The 16,040-nt window shown below is 70.2% G+C and carries 15 protein-coding genes; 5 read left to right on the top strand and 10 right to left on the bottom strand.

Features of this window, described 5'->3' with window-relative positions; translation table 11 throughout:
- Window positions 1-229: 229 nt before the first annotated feature.
- Window positions 230-1,114 carry a dTDP-4-dehydrorhamnose reductase gene (rfbD, locus tag HFP15_RS33730; RefSeq protein WP_168521086.1) on the bottom strand — a complete coding sequence of 295 codons (885 nt, stop codon included), beginning with the start codon at window positions 1,112-1,114 and terminating at the stop codon, window positions 230-232.
- 7 nt (window positions 1,115-1,121) lie between these two features.
- Window positions 1,122-2,114: a dTDP-glucose 4,6-dehydratase gene (rfbB, locus tag HFP15_RS33725; RefSeq protein WP_168521083.1), complete on the bottom strand. Its 993-nt coding sequence runs from the start codon at window positions 2,112-2,114 to the stop codon at window positions 1,122-1,124.
- A gap of 127 nt (window positions 2,115-2,241) precedes the next feature.
- Between rfbB and HFP15_RS33720 the strand changes: the two genes are divergently transcribed.
- The 3 genes from HFP15_RS33720 to HFP15_RS33710 are packed head-to-tail and all read left to right on the top strand — an operon-like array spanning window position 2,242 to window position 5,613.
- Window positions 2,242-3,582: an LCP family protein gene (locus HFP15_RS33720; protein ID WP_168521081.1), complete on the top strand. Its 1,341-nt coding sequence runs from the start codon at window positions 2,242-2,244 to the stop codon at window positions 3,580-3,582.
- A 53-nt stretch (window positions 3,583-3,635) separates the two neighbouring features.
- The gene (locus HFP15_RS33715; protein ID WP_210718211.1) at window positions 3,636-4,895 is read left to right on the top strand and encodes an LCP family protein; all 1,260 of its coding nucleotides are present in this window, start codon (window positions 3,636-3,638) and stop codon (window positions 4,893-4,895) included.
- A 10-nt stretch (window positions 4,896-4,905) separates the two neighbouring features.
- Window positions 4,906-5,613, top strand: coding sequence for a TIGR03089 family protein (locus tag HFP15_RS33710; protein WP_168521079.1), 708 nt, complete (start codon window positions 4,906-4,908; stop codon window positions 5,611-5,613).
- Between the two features lie 110 nt (window positions 5,614-5,723).
- Here the strand turns inward: HFP15_RS33710 and HFP15_RS33705 are convergent, their stop codons facing one another.
- The 3 genes from HFP15_RS33705 to HFP15_RS33695 all read right to left on the bottom strand — a co-directional run bounded on the left by HFP15_RS33705 (window position 5,724) and on the right by HFP15_RS33695 (window position 7,818).
- Window positions 5,724-5,879 (bottom strand): hypothetical protein, encoded by a 156-nt coding sequence (locus HFP15_RS33705; protein ID WP_168521077.1) that lies wholly within the window; start codon window positions 5,877-5,879, stop codon window positions 5,724-5,726.
- 80 nt (window positions 5,880-5,959) lie between these two features.
- Window positions 5,960-6,613: a class I SAM-dependent methyltransferase gene (locus tag HFP15_RS33700; RefSeq protein WP_168521075.1), complete on the bottom strand. Its 654-nt coding sequence runs from the start codon at window positions 6,611-6,613 to the stop codon at window positions 5,960-5,962.
- Window positions 6,614-6,645: 32 nt separating this feature from the next.
- Window positions 6,646-7,818 (bottom strand): acyl-CoA dehydrogenase family protein, encoded by a 1,173-nt coding sequence (locus HFP15_RS33695; protein ID WP_312871879.1) that lies wholly within the window; start codon window positions 7,816-7,818, stop codon window positions 6,646-6,648.
- Window positions 7,819-7,916: 98 nt separating this feature from the next.
- On the opposite strand from HFP15_RS33695, the gene HFP15_RS33690 reads away from it, so the two are divergent.
- Window positions 7,917-9,542: a class I adenylate-forming enzyme family protein gene (locus HFP15_RS33690; RefSeq protein ID WP_168521073.1), complete on the top strand. Its 1,626-nt coding sequence runs from the start codon at window positions 7,917-7,919 to the stop codon at window positions 9,540-9,542.
- Here HFP15_RS33690 and purE read toward each other — a convergent pair.
- The 5 genes from purE to HFP15_RS33665 form a co-directional block, all read right to left on the bottom strand.
- On the bottom strand, window positions 9,525-10,028 hold the full coding sequence (purE, locus tag HFP15_RS33685; protein ID WP_168521071.1) for a 5-(carboxyamino)imidazole ribonucleotide mutase: 504 nt from the start codon (window positions 10,026-10,028) through the stop codon (window positions 9,525-9,527). The two genes, HFP15_RS33690 and purE, sit on opposite strands and share 18 nt — an antisense overlap.
- Window positions 10,029-10,040: 12 nt before the next feature.
- Window positions 10,041-11,225, bottom strand: coding sequence for a 5-(carboxyamino)imidazole ribonucleotide synthase (locus HFP15_RS33680; protein WP_168521069.1), 1,185 nt, complete (start codon window positions 11,223-11,225; stop codon window positions 10,041-10,043).
- Window positions 11,226-11,310: 85 nt separating this feature from the next.
- Window positions 11,311-12,486 (bottom strand): glycosyltransferase 87 family protein, encoded by a 1,176-nt coding sequence (locus HFP15_RS33675; protein ID WP_168521067.1) that lies wholly within the window; start codon window positions 12,484-12,486, stop codon window positions 11,311-11,313.
- Complete coding sequence (locus HFP15_RS33670; RefSeq protein ID WP_168521065.1) at window positions 12,461-13,786, bottom strand: glycosyltransferase 87 family protein; 1,326 nt, start codon at window positions 13,784-13,786, stop codon at window positions 12,461-12,463. The genes HFP15_RS33675 and HFP15_RS33670 overlap by 26 nt, the downstream gene beginning before the upstream one ends.
- A 95-nt stretch (window positions 13,787-13,881) precedes the next feature.
- Entirely contained in the window at window positions 13,882-14,745 is an 864-nt protein-coding gene (locus tag HFP15_RS33665; protein ID WP_376768916.1) for a GGDEF domain-containing protein, read from the bottom strand.
- Between the two features lie 229 nt (window positions 14,746-14,974).
- Here HFP15_RS33665 and HFP15_RS33660 point away from each other — a divergent pair.
- A partial coding sequence (locus tag HFP15_RS33660; protein ID WP_168521063.1) for a sigma-70 family RNA polymerase sigma factor occupies window positions 14,975-16,040 on the top strand: 1,066 nt, incomplete at its 3' end.

Raw genomic sequence — 16,040 nt, 5'->3', positions numbered from 1 at the left:
GCGCCGCCCGCCTTGCCGCGGTCCACGGCCGCCTGCAGGTCTTCCACGTCCAGCAGCAGACCGCTACGGCGAGTTTCCTCGTTTCCCATTCGAGCCTCCGAAAGGTTAGGGGAACCTTACGAAGGCAACCCTACGACGGCATCGGGGTCAACGTCATCGGTCAAACGGGGGCGATGTTCGACTACAGCCGGTCAGCCGGAGACCCCCGATTCGCTCCGTCGGGTACTGGCTATGGGGTGGCGAAGTATGCGTGCAGTGCCTCGCGCCACGGCCGCAACGGCGTCAGCCCGGCCGCCCGCCACGCCTCGTTGGACAGCACCGAATACGCCGGACGCTGTGCGGGACGGGGAAACTCGGCCGTGGTACACGGTTTGACGCGTTCGGGATCCGCGCCGATCTCCGCGAAGATCGCGCGGGCGAAACCGAACCAGGTGACCTCGCCGGCACCCGTGCAGTGCAGCACCCGCCGGGCCGGCGCCCGCCCGTCCACAACGGACTTGCCGAGTTCGAGCAGTCCCGCCGCGAGATCGGCCGACCACGTCGGCGAACCGCGCTGATCATCCACAACGGACAACCTGTCGTGCTCTTTTTCCAGCCGCAGCATGGTGTGTACGAAGTTGCCGCCGGACTTGCCGTAGACCCACGCCGTGCGAACGATCCATGCCCGCGCGCCGGACCCGAGCACCGCGTCCTCACCCGCCGCCTTCGTCCGCCCGTACGCGCTGCGCGGTCCCAGCGTGTCCTCGGGTTCGTAGGGGCGGTCCGCGTCCCCGGGGAACACATAGTCGGTCGACACGTGCAGCAGCGGGATCCGCCGCGACGAGCACGCCGCCGCGAGCACCCTCGGCCCGTCGGCGTTGACCGCGAATGCCCGCCGCTCATCGGTTTCCGCCGCGTCGACGGCCGTGTACGCCGCCGCGTTGACGACCAGTGGCTCCCGCCCGCCCTCGCGTGCCCGCTCGGCGAGCGCGCTCACCGCGGCCACCACCGCGCCGGTGCTGGTCAGATCCAGTTCGGCCGAACCGGGCGCCACGACCTCGACGTCCTCGGACGCCAGCGCCGCGAGGTCGCGGCCTAGCTGACCGGTTCCACCGGGTACCAGCACACTGAGCATCGGCGCATCACTTCCCCACGAGCGCGGCACGGTCCTTGAGCGGTTCCCACCAGCGCCGGTTGTCCCGGTACCACGCGACCGTCGCGGCGAGCCCCTCGTCGAAGGGCACGCGCGGCCGGTAGCCCAGCTCGGCACCGATCTTGGTGATGTCCACCGAATACCGGCGGTCGTGTCCGAGGCGGTCGGGCACCGGCTCCACCTGATCCCAGCCCGCACCGACCGCGGCCAGCAGCCGTTCGGTCAGCTCCCGGTTGGTCAGTTCGGTGCCACCACCGATGTTGTAGATCTCCCCTGCTCTGCCGCCGTCCGCGACGAGCTGGATGCCGTGGCAGTGATCGTCCACATGCAGCCAGTCACGGATGTTCAGACCGTCGCCGTAGAGCGGCACTTTCCGCCCGTCGAGCAGGTTCGTCACGAACAGGGGGATGACCTTCTCCGGGAACTGGTACGGACCGTAGTTGTTCGAGCACCGGGTGACGCAGACCGGCAGTCCGTGCGTGCGGTGGTAGGACCGTGCGAGCAGATCGGAGGACGCCTTCGACGCCGAGTACGGCGAATTGGGCTCCAGCAAGTGATTCTCGGTCCACGAACCGCTTTCGATGGTGCCGTAGACCTCATCGGTGGACACGTGCACGAACTTGCCGACCGCGGCCTCCAGCGCGCCCTGCAACAGGGTCTGCGTACCGAGCACGTTGGTCAGCACGAAGTCCGCCGACCCCGCGATCGAACGGTCCACATGCGACTCGGCGGCGAAGTGCACCACGAGATCGACGCCGGACATCAGCTCCCCCACCAGTTCCGCGTCACAGATATCCCCGCGCACGAAACGGAAACGCGCGCTGTCCGCGACCGGCGCGAGGTTCGCCTCGTTACCCGCGTAGGTCAGCTTGTCCAGCACCACGACCTCGGCATCGGTGAGCGAGGGATAAGCCCCGCTCAGCACCTGCCGCACGTAATGGGATCCGATGAAACCCGCTCCCCCGGTCACCAGCACCCGCATCCGAAACCGCCTCCTGTCCGTGCAGTCTGCCCCGACCAGGGCAACGTACGCCAGCCCACGGGCGTCTCAGTAGGGAGAACAGTAATCTGGAAGCATTCACAAACCGGTGGGGGCGGGAGGAGCGAGCGTGACCGACGGGGTTACCACCCGCCAGGACGCTACGGAGGAGACCTCCTGGCCCGCACCACCCATTCCTTCCCGCCGGCGCCGCAAACGGGCGTTCGTGCTGCTGCTCACGCGCGGCGGCAAGACGCTGATCGGCCTGGTCTCGGTCGCGGTGCTGGTGCTGACCTGGTACGGCTGGCAGTTCATCGGCGATCCCAACGCCGGCCTCGCCACCGCACAGGTCTTCGACGACAACCAGCTGCACGCCGTACCTCTCGACGGCGCCGTCGACATCCTTCTCGTCGGCATGGACAGCCGCACCGACGCGCAGGGCAATCCGCTGCCGCGTGAGGTGCTCGACATGCTGCACGCGGGTGACTCCGACGGCGAGAAGCAGACCGACACGATGATCCTCGTGCACATCCCGCAGGACGGGCGGCGCGCGGTCGCGATCTCGTTCCCGCGTGACTCGTGGGTCGAACTGGCGGGCGGCTTCGGCAAGCACAAGCTCAACGGCGCCTTCGCCTACGCCTACAACGACAAGTTCAACGACGCGCTCAAGCACGGGGCGGACATCGCCGAGGCCGACCGGCAGGCGAAACTCGCCGGGCGGAAGAACCTGGTCGCCACGGTCGAGGCGTTCATGGGCAAACCGGGCATGATCGACCGCTACGCCGAGGTCAACCTGGCCAGTTTCTACGAGGTCACCAAGGCCCTCGGCGGCGTCGAGGTGTGCCTGAACGGGCCGGTCAAGGAACGCAAGTCCGGGGTCGATCTGCCTGCGGGGCGGCAGTCGATCGAAGGCGTGCAGGCGCTGGCGTTCGTGCGGCAGCGGTACGACCTGCCCAACGGTGACCTCGACCGGATCGCGCGTCAGCAGGCGTTCCTGTCCGGCCTCGCCCGCAAGGTGCTCTCGCGCGACGTGCTGGCCAATCCCACCAAGGTGTCCGAGGTGATCACCGCCGTGAAGAAGTCGGTGGTGCTCTCCGACAACTGGGATCTGGTGGAGTTCGCCGCGCAGATGCGCGGGCTCAACAGCGGCGCGGTCGAGTTCCGCACGATTCCGGTGCAGGGCAACGCGGTCATCGGCGGCGCGGACGTGATGCGCGTCGACCCGGAGCAGGTGCACGAGTTCGTGAACCAGCTGACCGCCGACCCCGGCGCGGCCACCACGACGACCACGCCCAGCACGTCCGGCTCCGCGGCGAAGACCACCACCCCCTCCGCGCCACCGTCCTCGGGACGGTCCTCGGCACCGTCCCGGTCCGCTTCGTCGTCCGCTTCGTCCTCGGCGGCCACCACGACACCTACCTCCGCCGCGCCGCCTGCCATCACGGGTGGCGAACTTGCCTGCGTCAATTAGGGGCCGTGCCTTAACCTGAGACGACCGCAGGGGCAGACGGGGGAGACACGGGGTTGGCCGAGGAGAACGACGAGCGTGCGCAGGCTGCGCCGGAACCGGTGAAGCCGACGCCTTATCCGCGTACGCCACCCGCCGAGGCGGCCCCGACCGAGCAGGCACCTCCGTCGCACGGGCGACGGGGACTACGTGCGGTGGCCAAGGTCACGCTGGCCCTGATTTCGGTCGTGGCGCTGGCCGTCACCGGCTACGCGTACCTGACGTATCACAAGACGCAGGGCAATCTGCAGACGACGGACATCCTGAGCCGGCCCGACAACGACGTTCCACCGCCGCCCGCCGACGACGGTGCCGAGGACATCCTGCTCGTCGGCGTGGACGCGCGCACCGACATGCAGGGCAACCCGCTTCCGCTGTCGGTGCTCAAGGCACTGCGCACCGAGCAGACCGAAGGCGTCAACACCGACACGCTGATCATCCTGCGGGTGCCGAAGAACGGCGGGAAGCCGACCGCGATCTCCATTCCCCGCGACACGTGGGTGGACGTGCCCAAGGGCGGCCAAGCCAAGATCAACTCGGTGTTCGGCACCGCGAAACGGGCGGAGGCGGACCAGCTGCGCGCCCAGGGAAAGACCGACACGGCAGGGATCGAACGCGATTCGGACCAGGCCGGGCGCAGGGCCCTGGTCCAGACCATCCAGGAGTTCACCCAGATCCGTATCGACCACTACGCCGAGGTCAACCTGCTCGGCTTCTACCTGATCACCGAGGCACTCGGCGGCGTGGACGTGTGCCTCAACCACGCCACCGAGGACAAGGACTCGGGCGCGAACTTCACCGCGGGCGTGCACACGGTGTCGGGTGGCGAGGCGCTGTCGTTCGTACGGCAGCGCAAGAACCTTCCGCGCGGCGACCTCGACCGGATCGTCCGGCAGCAGGTGTTCCTCGGTTCCGCGCTGCACAAGGTGCTCACGGCGGGCGTGCTGACCAACCCGGGAACGCTGAACAGCCTCACCGACGCGCTGCGCAAGTCGCTCGTGCTCGACCCGGACTTCGACCTGCTGCAGTTCGCGGAGAAGGCCAAGGGGCTCGCGTCCGGGGACGTGCGGTTCGAGACGATTCCGGTCATCACGATCAACGGCCGTAGCCCGGACGGGCAGAGCATCGTCCAGGTCGATCCGCAGGCCGTGCGCACGTACCTCAACGGGGTCGCGGGGCGCTCGGCCGGCGGCGGTGGCGCCTCGGGCGGCGGCGCGGCGGCCGGTGCCGCTCCGCTGGCGCGGACCAGCATCAACGGCGTCAGCTGCGTCAACTAGCCTTCGGTCCGTGAGCCTAACCGAGCACCTCCTGCGTCCTCTGCTGTCCCAGCCGGCGAAGCCGCTGATCACGCACTACGACGACGCGGTCGGCAGCCGGATCGAACTGTCGGTCGCGACGGCGATGAACTGGGCCGCGAAGACCGCGAACTGGCTGGTCGAGGAATTCGATGTGGAGCCGGGCGATCCGGTGGCGGTGCTGCTGCCCGCGCACTGGCAGACGGCGGGCGTGCTGCTCGGGGCGTGGTGGTGTGGCGGCCACGTGGTCTCCGACCCGGACGGCTCTCGGGTCGCGTTCGTGCCGCCGGGCGGGATCGCGACGGGCGCGCAGGCCACCGCCGTGGTCTCGCTCGACCCGATGGGCCGCGGCCTGTCCGAACCGCCCGCGGGAGGCGCACTGGACTACCTGTCCGAGGCACGGCTCGCCGGTGACGACTTCAGCCCGCTGGTCCCCGTCGGCGACGACACACCGGCGCTGAATTCGTCCACAGTGGAGCAGGCGCTCGCCGAAGCCCGCTCCCGCGCCGCGAAAGCCGGGATCTCCGCATCCGACCGGGTTCTGTCCACTGTGGAGTGGGTTATTCCGGACGGGGTGCTGGAAGGGCTGCTCGCCCCGCTGTCGGCGGGCGCGCGTCTGGTGCACGTGAGCAACGCGGACCCGGCGAAGCTGGACGACCGCCGCCGCGCCGAGCGGACGACGGTCGACCTGCTTTCCTGACCGCTCAGGCGGTCGCCGGTCCGGCCCGCAGCGCGCGAAGGCGGCCGAGGAGGAGATGGTCAGCGAGAGCCGGCCGCCCGCGAACAGCGCGGTCAGCGTCGGAAGCATGCTCACATAGCGGACGGACCGGCCGGTTTCTCCGCGAGGAAGATGAAGCCGAACAGCCCAGCGAGCAACCACCACGCATCGCCGTTGGACGCGGCCGCGACGATGCCGAGCACAAGCGCGACGAGTGCGAAGATGGGCGCGGGTTCCTTGGGCGGCACATGTCCAGCGTGCCCCAGCAGGGGTGCACTGCGCCCGTGCTGGGCCGAAAATTCAGCCTTCGGCAGCAGAAATGTGTCGTTCAGTCCGTTTTCCGCCGGCGGGCGCGCAGCCGCCACCCGGTCATCGGCGTCCGGCCGCGGTCGTCCTTCGGCCATTCGCTCTGCTCGCCGAGGCCCTCCGGGATGATGCCGAGCACGCCGGCCCGCTCGAACGCCTCGATCTCCCAGCCGTCGGTGAACAGCTCGCGCAGCCGGGCCTCGGTCAGCCCGCGACCACCGGGCGTCCGCGCGCCGGGTACGTCGGCGAAGCACAGCACCGCGACCCGTCCGCCCGGACGGCACACCCTGCGCAGCACGCCCAGGTACCGCTCCTGCGCCGTCGGGTCGAGCACGTGCAGCAGCCCGCTGTCCACCACCGTGTCGAACGCGTCGTCGTACCCGGTCAGCTCGGTGATGTCGGTGGCCTCGAAACGCGCTTCGAGGTCCCGCTCGGCAGCCTTGCGGCGGGCCAGCTCGATGGCGCGGGGCGAGACGTCCAGCCCCGTGACGGTGTGCCCCCGCCTCGCGACGGCCAGCCCGAGTTCGCCGGTGCCGCACCCCGCGTCCAGCACCACACCGACGCACCATCCGGCGTTCACGAGCTCCGCCAGCGCGGGCTGCGGCTCGCCGATGTCCCAGGGAATGTGGGCGCCTTGGTATATCGCCTCGAACTCCGCCTTCGGTGACTGAGCCATTCCCCGGATGATAGTCCGGGCGGGGCTCGGTATCAGCCCTTCAGCAACGCCCGGGCCATCACCATGCGCTGGATCTGGTTGGTGCCCTCGTAGATCTGGGTGATCTTCGCGTCGCGCATCATGCGTTCGACCGGGAAGTCGCGGGTGTAGCCGGCGCCGCCGAAGAGCTGCACGGCGTCGGTGGTCACCTGCATCGCGACGTCCGAGGCGTAGGTCTTGGCCGCGCTGGCGATGAAGCCCGCGCGCTCGTCACCGCGCTCCGTGGCCGCGGCGGAGGCGTAGACCAGGTTCCGCGCCGCCTCGATCTTCATGCCCATGTCGGCGAGCATGAACTGCACACCCTGGAAATCGGCGATCGCCGTGCCGAACTGCTTGCGGTCCTTCACATACGCCACCGCGGCGTCCAGCGCACCCTGCGCGATCCCCAGCGCCTGCGCACCGATCGTCGGCCGCGTGTGGTCCAGCGTCCGCAGCGCGGTCTTCAGCCCCGTGCCGGGCTCACCGATGATCCGGTCGGCCGGGATCGTGCAGTTCTCGAAGTAGATCTCCCGCGTCGGCGAGCCCTTGATGCCGAGCTTGCGCTCCTTCGGCCCCACCGAGAAACCCGGGTCGTCCTTGTGCACCACGAACGCCGAGATGCCGTTGGACTTCTTCGGCGCGTCCGGGTCGCTCACCGCCATCACGGTGTACCAGGTGGACTCGCCGGCGTTGGTGATCCAGCACTTCGTGCCGTTGAGCACCCACTGGTCGCCGTCGAGCCGCGCACGCGTGCGCATCGACGCGGTGTCCGAACCGGCCTCACGCTCCGACAGCGCGTAGGAGGCCGAGGCCTCGCCCGCCGCGATCGAGGGCAGGACCTGCTTCTTCAGCCCCTCCGACGCCGACAGCAGAATCGGCTGCGTGCCCAGCTTGTTCACCGCCGGAATCAGCGAGGCCGACGCGTCCACACGCGCGATCTCCTCGATCACGATGCACGCCGTGATCGCGTCCGCGCCCTGCCCCTCGTACTCCTCCGGGATGTGCACGGCGTTGAAACCCGATTTCACCAGCGCCGTGTAAGCCTCGTGCGGGTATCGCTCCTGCTCGTCCACCTCGGCGGCGTAGGGCGCGATTTCCTTCTCGGCAAGCGCGCGCACGGCAGCCCGCAGCTCCTCGTGCTCCTCAGCGAGCTGGTACAGCCCCGGACCGTCAGACACCGATGTCACCCCTTCTCGAGCGGAGAACCCTTCACCAGACGATGTTAGCGGCCGTTTACTAGGGCATCCTTGTGTTCTTGGCCGCAATCCACCCCTAAAGTGGAGTGATGGCGATCACAAAGTTGTCTGAATTGCCCTCTACGCTCGACTATCCCGAAGTGCCCGTCGGCTCGATCCTGGCCGGTTCCGCCGCGCGCTACGGCGATCGCGTCGCCTACCGCCACGGCGAGCGCGAGCTGACCTTCCGCGAGGTCTACCGCGACGCCTGCCGCTTCGCGAACGCGCTGCGCGCCCAGGGCATCGGCGACGGCGACGTGGTCGCGATCCACCTGCCCAACTGCCTGGCCTACCCCGTCGCCTACTACGGGATCCTGTTGGCTGGCGCCACCTTCACGCCCGCCAACCCGCTGCTACCGCCCGCCGATCTCGCCGCGCAGCTCGCCGACTCCGGCGCGGTCGCGGCGATCAGCTTCGGCAAGCCCGCGCAAGCGCTTGCGAGCATCCGCGAGCACACGAACGTGCGGCTCGTGCTCGGCAGTCCCGATGAGTTCGCCGCCTGCTACGCCGACCAGCCCGACAGCAGGCCCGAAGTGGACATCGACGTCCACGAACGGCTGGCGCATCTCGCGTACACGGGCGGCACCACCGGCCGGTCCAAGGGAGTGCGGCTGCCGCATCGCAACGTCGTCGTCAACACCCTGCAGTACACCTGCTGGGGCACCGGCTCGGTGCCCGCGCTGGACGCCGACGGGAACCTGGTGGTGGACCAGATCGGCAGCGAGGACGAGTTCCCGGGACGGCTCGGCACCGGGATCGGCATCAACCTCACGCCGTGGTTCCACGCGATGGGTACGATCGCCGGGCTCAACTCGCCGATGCTCGCGGGCGGCACGACCGTGCTGCACGACGGTTTCGATCCGGTGCACTATCTGACCGACGCCGAACGCCTCCAGGTCACCCAGCTCGGCGGCGCGCCCGCGTTGTTCGCGGCGCTGCTGTCCTGCCCGGACTTCCACACGCGCGATCTGTCGTCGGTGCGTTCGATCGGCTCCGGTGCCGCGCCGATGCCACACGAGATGATCAAGGCGCTGTCCCGGCGCTTCCCCGGCGTGGTCATCAACGAGGGCTACGGGCTGACCGAGGTCACCATGGGTGCCACGTCCGGGCCCGCTTTCTTGTCCGGGACAAGGAAACCCGGTGCGGTGGGAGTCCCGGTGTTCGACACCGAGGTCAAGATCGTGCCCGCCGAGGGCGGCGAGGATCCGGTGCCGCCCGGCGAGCAGGGCGAGGTGTGCATCCGCGGCCCGCAGGTGATGGCCGGCTACCACAACCGCCCCGAGGAGACCGCCGCCGTGCTCGTGAACGGCTGGCTGCACACCGGCGACATCGGCGTACTGGACGAGGACGGCTACTTGTCCATTGTGGATCGTAAGAAGGACATGCTGCTGTACAAGGGTTACAACGTCTACCCGCGCGAACTCGAAGAGCTGCTGATGGCGCAGCCGGGTGTCGCGGCGGCGGCCGTGGTCGGGCGCAAGCGGGCCGACGTCGGCGAACTGCCGGTCGCCTTCGTCGTACGCTCCGGCGACGACGCGACCGAGCAGCAGCTGATCGACGCGGTGAACGCCAACGTGTTGCCGTACAAGCGAATCCGGGAACTGTACTTTGTGGACACCATCCCGGTTTCGGCCGCGGGCAAGGTGCTCAAGCGGGAGCTACGAGCCCGCCTGTAGCCGGTCGCGCAGCGCCGCGTCCTTGTCCAGCACCAGCTGCTGGAGGTCGGCCTGGAACGCGGCCATCTTCTCGCGCAGCGCCGGATCGTTCGCGGCGAGCATTCGCACCGCGAGCAGTCCGGCGTTGCGTGCGCCGCCGACCGACACCGTCGCCACGGGCACGCCCGCGGGCATCTGCACGATCGACAGCAGCGAGTCGAGGCCGTCCAGGTACTTCAGCGGGACCGGCACCCCGATCACCGGCAGCACCGTCGCCGACGCGACCATGCCCGGCAGGTGCGCCGCTCCCCCGGCGCCCGCGATGATCACCTTGAGCCCGCGCTCGGCGGCCGAGGACGCGTAGTCGAGCATGCGCTGCGGGGTGCGGTGCGCCGAGTACACGCCGACCTCGTAGGCGACGCCGAACTCGTCCAGCGCCTGCCCGGCGGCCTCCAGCGTCGGCCAGTCCGAGTCGCTGCCCATGATCACGCCGACGGTCGGCGCCATAAGAAATCTCCTTCAGCCGTGGATCTCGAACCCGTCCGGCCATTCCGCGTGGGACAGCCAGTGCGCGGCCAGTGTGGCCCGCTTGCGCAGCTCCGGCAGATCGGGGCCGGTGAAGTTGACGTGTCCGAGTTTGCGGCCCGGCCGCTCCCCCTTGCCGTAAAGGTGCACCCGCGCGTCGGGGAACCGCGCGAACAGGTGGTGCAGGCGCTCGTCCGGCCCCATCTTCGGCGTCTCCGGCGCGCCGAGCACGTTCGCCATCACCGTCGGCGCCAGCAGATCCGTGGAACCCAGCGGGTAGTCCAGCACCGCGCGCACGTGCTGCTCGAACTGCGAGGTCCGGGAACCGTCCATCGTCCAGTGGCCCGAGTTGTGCGGCCGCATCGCCAGCTCGTTGATGACCAGGCCGCCGTCGGTGTCGAACAGTTCGACGGCCAGCACGCCCACCACGTCGAGCTGCTCGGCGATGCGCAGCGCGAGCTCCTGCGCATGGTCCACCTGGTCCGGCGCCAGCCCCGGCGCGGGTGCGAGCACCTCGGTGTTGATGCCGTCCGACTGCACGGTCTCGACCACCGGCCACGCCGCCCCCTGGCCGAACGGCGAGCGCGCGACCAGGGCGCACAGCTCCCTCGTCATCGCCACCCGCTCCTCGACCAGCAGCGAGGTGCCCGCGGCCAGCAGCTCCGGCACGGTCGAGCGCGCCTGCGCGTCGGTGTCCAGCATCCACACGCCGCGGCCGTCGTACCCACCGGTCGCGGCCTTGAGCACCACCGGCCAGCCGTGCTCGGCGCCGAACTTCAGCACGTCGTCCACTTCGGACACTTCGGCGAACGGCGGGCACGGATAGCCGGCCGAGGACAGGCGGCGGCGCATCAGCAGCTTGTTCTGCGCGTGCGCGAGCGCGTCCGGGCCGGGGCGCACCGTGAAACCCTCGGCGACCAGCGCGCGCAGATGCTCGCCCGGCACGTGCTCGTGGTCGAAGGTGACCACGTCGACCGACTTCGCGAACTCGCGCAGCGCCGCGAGATCGGTGTGGTGCCCGATCTCGACCTGGCCCGCGACCAGGCCCGCGGAATCGTTCTCGTCGGCGGCGAGTACCCGCAGCGACTGACCCAGTGAGATCGCGGCCTGATGCGTCATCCTGGCGAGCTGGCCGCCGCCCACCATGCCGACTACGGGAAGACCGGTACGAGAGTCCATAAGACACTCAGAATACTGTGCCGATCGTTGCCGATCCGACCGGCAGTGACGGCTGTCCACGTCGTGTAGGTCGGCCGGCGGTCGATCACGACCGGCCTGTTTTCGGTCGGATCGGCAAAGAGCGACGCAGCTCACGAGTGGTCAGCCCGAGAATCCCCAGCACCGCGGCGAGCACGTAGGCGTTGCCGAGGAGCGACCAGCCCAGCCCCCAGCCGAACTCGGTGTCCCCGCCGTTGGGCACCAGCATGATCACCGCGCTGCCGGTGAACAGCGTGATCAGCGCGGCCCACACGAGGTGTCGCTCGGCCACGAGCAGCGCGATCAGCGGCACCGCCCACACCCAGTGATGCGTCCACGAGATCGGCGACGCGAGCAGCCCCAGGAACGCGCTCACCAGCAGCGCGGCCAGCGTCTCCCCGCGCCGGTGCAGGCGCCACACCAGCCAGGCCGACGGCACCGCGAGCACGGCCGCGATCAGCATCGCCAGGCCGCCCGACCAGTGCGCGGCGTGGGTCGCGCGGTTGAGCATCCCGTTGAGCGACTGGTCGAAGACCCAGTTCACGCCGCCGACCCGGCTCGGATCGCGGACGGCCTCGGTCCAGTACTCCACGGCGTCGCCGGGAATGAGCAGGAACATCAGGCCCTGCAGTCCGGCGAACGTGGCGAGCGCGCGGAGCCCGTCGCGCCACCGGCCGGTCAGGAACAGGTGCACGACGAAGATCAGGGGCGTCAGCTTCACCGCCGCGGCGATCCCCACCAGCACGCCCGACCAGCGGGAACCGGCCAGCACCAGCACGTCGAGCACGACGATCGCCATCAGGATCAGGTTGATCTGGCCGAGCGCGAGCGTCTTCCACACCGGTTCCAGCCCGAGGCCGACGACGGTCAGCCCGACGACCACCAGCCGGTTCGATCCCCGCGCGCAGATCCGGACCACCACCGCCAGCGAGGCCACCGACGCCATGGAGACGATGCCCCACGCCAGGCCCGCCGGCAGCGCCGCGAGCGGTATGAACAACAGCGCGGCCGCGGGCGGGTAGGTGAACGGCAGCGCGACCCACGAGGGCAGCGCCGACAGCCGGCCGAGGTCGTAGAGCGGATCGCCGTGCAGGAAGGTCAGCGCGCCGGCCCGGTACACCGCGCTGTCCGCGCCGACCCGCCAGCCCGCGAGCCACGCGCAGACCCCGATCACGAACGCGCCGACGACGAGTACCGCGGCCAGCAGCCGCCAGGGGTCAGCCGACAGGCGTGGTGTCGACACCGGGCCGCCGCTTCAGGATCATCCAGCGAGTCACGAGCACCACGGCCAGCACGATGGGCATCAGGATGTAGGCGTTGCCCAGCACGTCCTGCCAGAACTTCCAGTGCAGTTCGATGTTGCGGCCGTTGGGCAGGATCAGCAGCACACAGCTGACGAAGACGGCGACCACGGCACCGGTGCCCAGCCAGCGCCGCCACGCCGTCGCCGGGGTCGTCTGCGGCAGCCGGGAGATCAGCAGCACGATCAGCGGCACCGCCCATACCCAGTGGTGCGACCACGAGATCGGCGAGGCCAGCAGTCCGAAGAACGCGGTGACCAGCAGCGCGGCGAGCGCCTGCCCGCGCCGGTGGAAGCGCAGCATCAGCCAGATCGCCGGCACGGCGAGCAGCGCGCTGATCCCGAGCGCGGCCTTCGACGCCCACGGCGCGAGGTCGGTGATGCGGTTCATCAGGCCGTTCAGCGACTGGTTGCCCGCCCAGTGCACCGGGCCGATGCGACCGGTGTCGGAGATCGTCTTGGTCCAGTAGCGGATCGTGTCGTCCGGGATCAGCACCAGCATCAGCGCCTGCAGGCCGAGGAAGGTGCCGAGCGCACGCGCCGCGTCCTTGCGCTTGCCGGTGAGGAACAGGTGCACGACGAACACCAGCGGGGTCAGCTTCACCGCCGCCGCGATGCCGATCAGAATCCCGCCGCCACGAGCGCCGCGCGCGGTGACGACCAGGACGTCGACGACGACCAGCGCCATCAGGATCAGGTTGATCTGGCCGAGGAACAGCGTGCGCCAGACCGGCTCCAGTCCGAGCATCACGATGGAGAACACCAGCGTCGCGCGGGCCGGCGAGGACCACCAACGGGAGTGCGCGACGGGTTTGGGCAGCGAGCCGATCGTGACCCGGATGACCAGCGCCATCACCAGCATCGAGATCGCGCCCAGCACACCCCACGCGATCTGGGTCGGCAGCATCGCCAGCGGTACGAACAGCAGCGCCGCGGTCGGCGGGTAGGTGAACGGCAGCAGCGCCCACCACGGTTCGGGGGCCAGCGTGCTCGCGTCGTAGAGGGGATCGCCGTGCAGCAGCGTTATCGCGCCGGCCCGGTAGACGGCGCTGTCGACGCCGAGCCGCCAGTCCACCAGCCAGCCGACGACGCCGAGCACGATGCCCAGCGCCGGAACCGCGGACAGCAACATGATCGATCTCGGCCGCATCGACAACCGGGTGAGCGATGTCCGCAGGGCCAGTCGCGGATGCGCGGGACGCACCACGGAGTCACCCCCGGTGGCTGGCACAGACTGGGTCACCCCCTCAGCAAATCACGAACGGGCATCGGCCGGTGCGCAGCCCTCGATTCACGGAGCGCGAGACGGGGCGAACGGTGAATTTCCGGCGCGGAAGGTCAGGAGCGCGACAGCCGGGCGAGCAGCTCGCACGCGCCCTCGTGGGTGCTCGGCAGCCGGATCAGCCGGATGCGCGGGCCGGTCAGCTCGTCGAACTGGGCGTCCACCGACAGCCGCTCGTGTAGCGACCGGCGCAGCGATACCGCCTTCGACGAGATCTGCCCGTCGCGCGGCAGCACGGCGGCGATCGTGGACGGGCCGAGCGTCGCGATGCTCTCGCCGCCTTCCAGCACCGCGCGCAACGCCTCCGCGACGAGAATCATGCTGGTCACGCGGGACCAGCCGCTGACCGCAGACAGGTCGAGGCCGACCGCGAGCAGCGTGTAGTCCTCCGCGGCGCGACGACCGCGAGCCTCCGCGCCCCGGTAGATCTCCCCGAGCCGGGTGCGCAGGTAGGCGCCGGTCGGCAAGCCGGTCAGGGGATCGATGACCTCGATATTGGCCAGCTGGTCCATGGCGACGTCGGCCCACGCGAGGGCCGTCAGCCGCAGCAGCCGGGACGGTGTGGCGTCCACGTCCGGCGAGACGAATCCGTCGGTCGCCTCCGGATCCGACAGCACCGCGTGCAGCGCGGCGAGATCGGTGAGTACCTCGGCGAGCCCCGCCCCGGCCGCGGCCCGCGCACGGGCCAGCCCGGCGAGCGGGATCTCCGGTTTGCCACCGCGGACCACGGCGGCGCACACCGCGTCCACCTCGGGCAGGGCCCAGTCGCTGGGAAACCGCCAGCCCGCGGCGAGGCTCGCCGTGCGCCACCGGGCGCGCAGCGTGCGTAGCCGCCGGTCGGACTCCGGGTCGGTGAGCGCGCCGAGCTGTCTCCAGCTCCCCTGCCGGGACGCGCTCCCGCCGCTGGCCGGCACATCCACTCGCGACCGTCCTTTCCTCGGCGAGCCTTCTCAAGCAGTGACGCGGGCGGCGATCATCCGTGACGGGACTTTTGACCGAAGTCGGGTGAACTTGTTGGGCCCTCCGGGTCACGCACCACCCCGCGGGGTGACCAGGCACCGGCTGTCCGTCACACTGATCGCTACGCGGCGTCAGGGGTTAATAGACGCGCACACCGCCGTCGTTACAGGGCTGGATTGAGGGAGAGCAGTGTCCACGGTTCCCGCGGATTTCGATGGCAAGAGCGACGCCGAGTTGATCGCCTCCGTCCGCGCCGGAACTCTCGCCGCCTACGGCACGCTGTACGAACGGCACGTCGGCGCCGCCTACAACCTCGCCCGCCAGCTGGCCCGGTCGAAGGCCGAGTCCGACGACCTGGTCTCCGACGCGTTCGCGAAGGTACTGGACACTCTGCGTGCGGGTAAAGGCCCGGATTCCGCCTTCCGGGCGTACCTGCTCACCGCGCTGCGACACACTGCGTATGACAAGACGCGCAAGGACAAGCGGGTCGACCTCAACGAGGACATGAGCACGCTCAGCGGCTCGTCCGAGGCGCTGACCGTGCCGTTCTCCGACACCGCCGTCGCCGGGCTCGAACGCACGATGGCCGCGAAGGCGTTCGCGCGGCTGCCCGAGCGGTGGCAGGCCGTGCTCTGGCACACCGAGATCGAGGGGCAGAGCCCGGCCGAGGTCGCGCCGCTGCTGGGCCTGACCGCCAACGGCGTGTCCGCGCTCGCCTACCGCGCTCGCGAGGGACTGCGCCAGGCCTATCTCCAGGTGCACCTCGCCGAGACGTCGGCGGATCGCTGCCGCGCCACCGCCGACCGGCTCGGCGCGTGGACGCGCGACGGTCTGTCCAAACGGGAACGCGCACAGGTCGAGGCACACCTCGACGAATGCGACGAGTGCCGGGCACTGGCCGCGGAACTGGCCGACGTCAACGGTGCCCTGCGCGCCGTCGTCGCACCGATCGTGCTCGGTGGCGCGGTGTTCGCCTACCTCGCCGCGAGCGGGGCGAAGGCGAGCGCGGCCACGGCCGGCGTGGCCGCCGCGAGTTCGGCGGGCGCGGGTGGCGCCGCCGGTGCCGCGGCGTCGGGTCCTCGCCAGTTCCTCGGAGTCGCCGCGTCGGGTGTCGCGGTCGCGGCGGCGGTCGCCACCGCACTCGCCGCGAGCGGCACGCAGGAGATCCCGGCCGCCGCGAGCGTGCCCGCCCCGCCGGCCGCGGTCGCGCCCGCCCCGGCTCCCCCGCCGGCCGCACCGGCGCCGGCGGGGGAGC

The organism is Amycolatopsis acididurans (assembly GCF_012328925.1).
GTDB lineage: Bacteria > Actinomycetota > Actinomycetes > Mycobacteriales > Pseudonocardiaceae > Amycolatopsis_E > Amycolatopsis_E acididurans.
Note: the sequence above shows the minus strand (reverse complement) of the source record. Positions and strands in the feature narration are given on the sequence as shown.

Bases quoted from the DNA above. Each gene is read 5' to 3' on its own strand.
- rfbD (WP_168521086.1), bottom strand. From the start codon at position 1,114: ATGCTCAGTGTGCTGGTACCCGGTGGAACCGGTCAGCTAGGCCGCGAC.
- rfbB (WP_168521083.1), bottom strand. From the start codon at position 2,114: ATGCGGGTGCTGGTGACCGGGGGAGCGGGTTTCATCGGATCCCATTAC.
- HFP15_RS33700 (WP_168521075.1), bottom strand. From the start codon at position 6,613: ATGGCTCAGTCACCGAAGGCGGAGTTCGAGGCGATATACCAAGGCGCC.
- HFP15_RS33690 (WP_168521073.1), top strand. From the start codon at position 7,917: ATGGCGATCACAAAGTTGTCTGAATTGCCCTCTACGCTCGACTATCCC.
- purE (WP_168521071.1), bottom strand. From the start codon at position 10,028: ATGGCGCCGACCGTCGGCGTGATCATGGGCAGCGACTCGGACTGGCCG.
- HFP15_RS33680 (WP_168521069.1), bottom strand. From the start codon at position 11,225: ATGGACTCTCGTACCGGTCTTCCCGTAGTCGGCATGGTGGGCGGCGGC.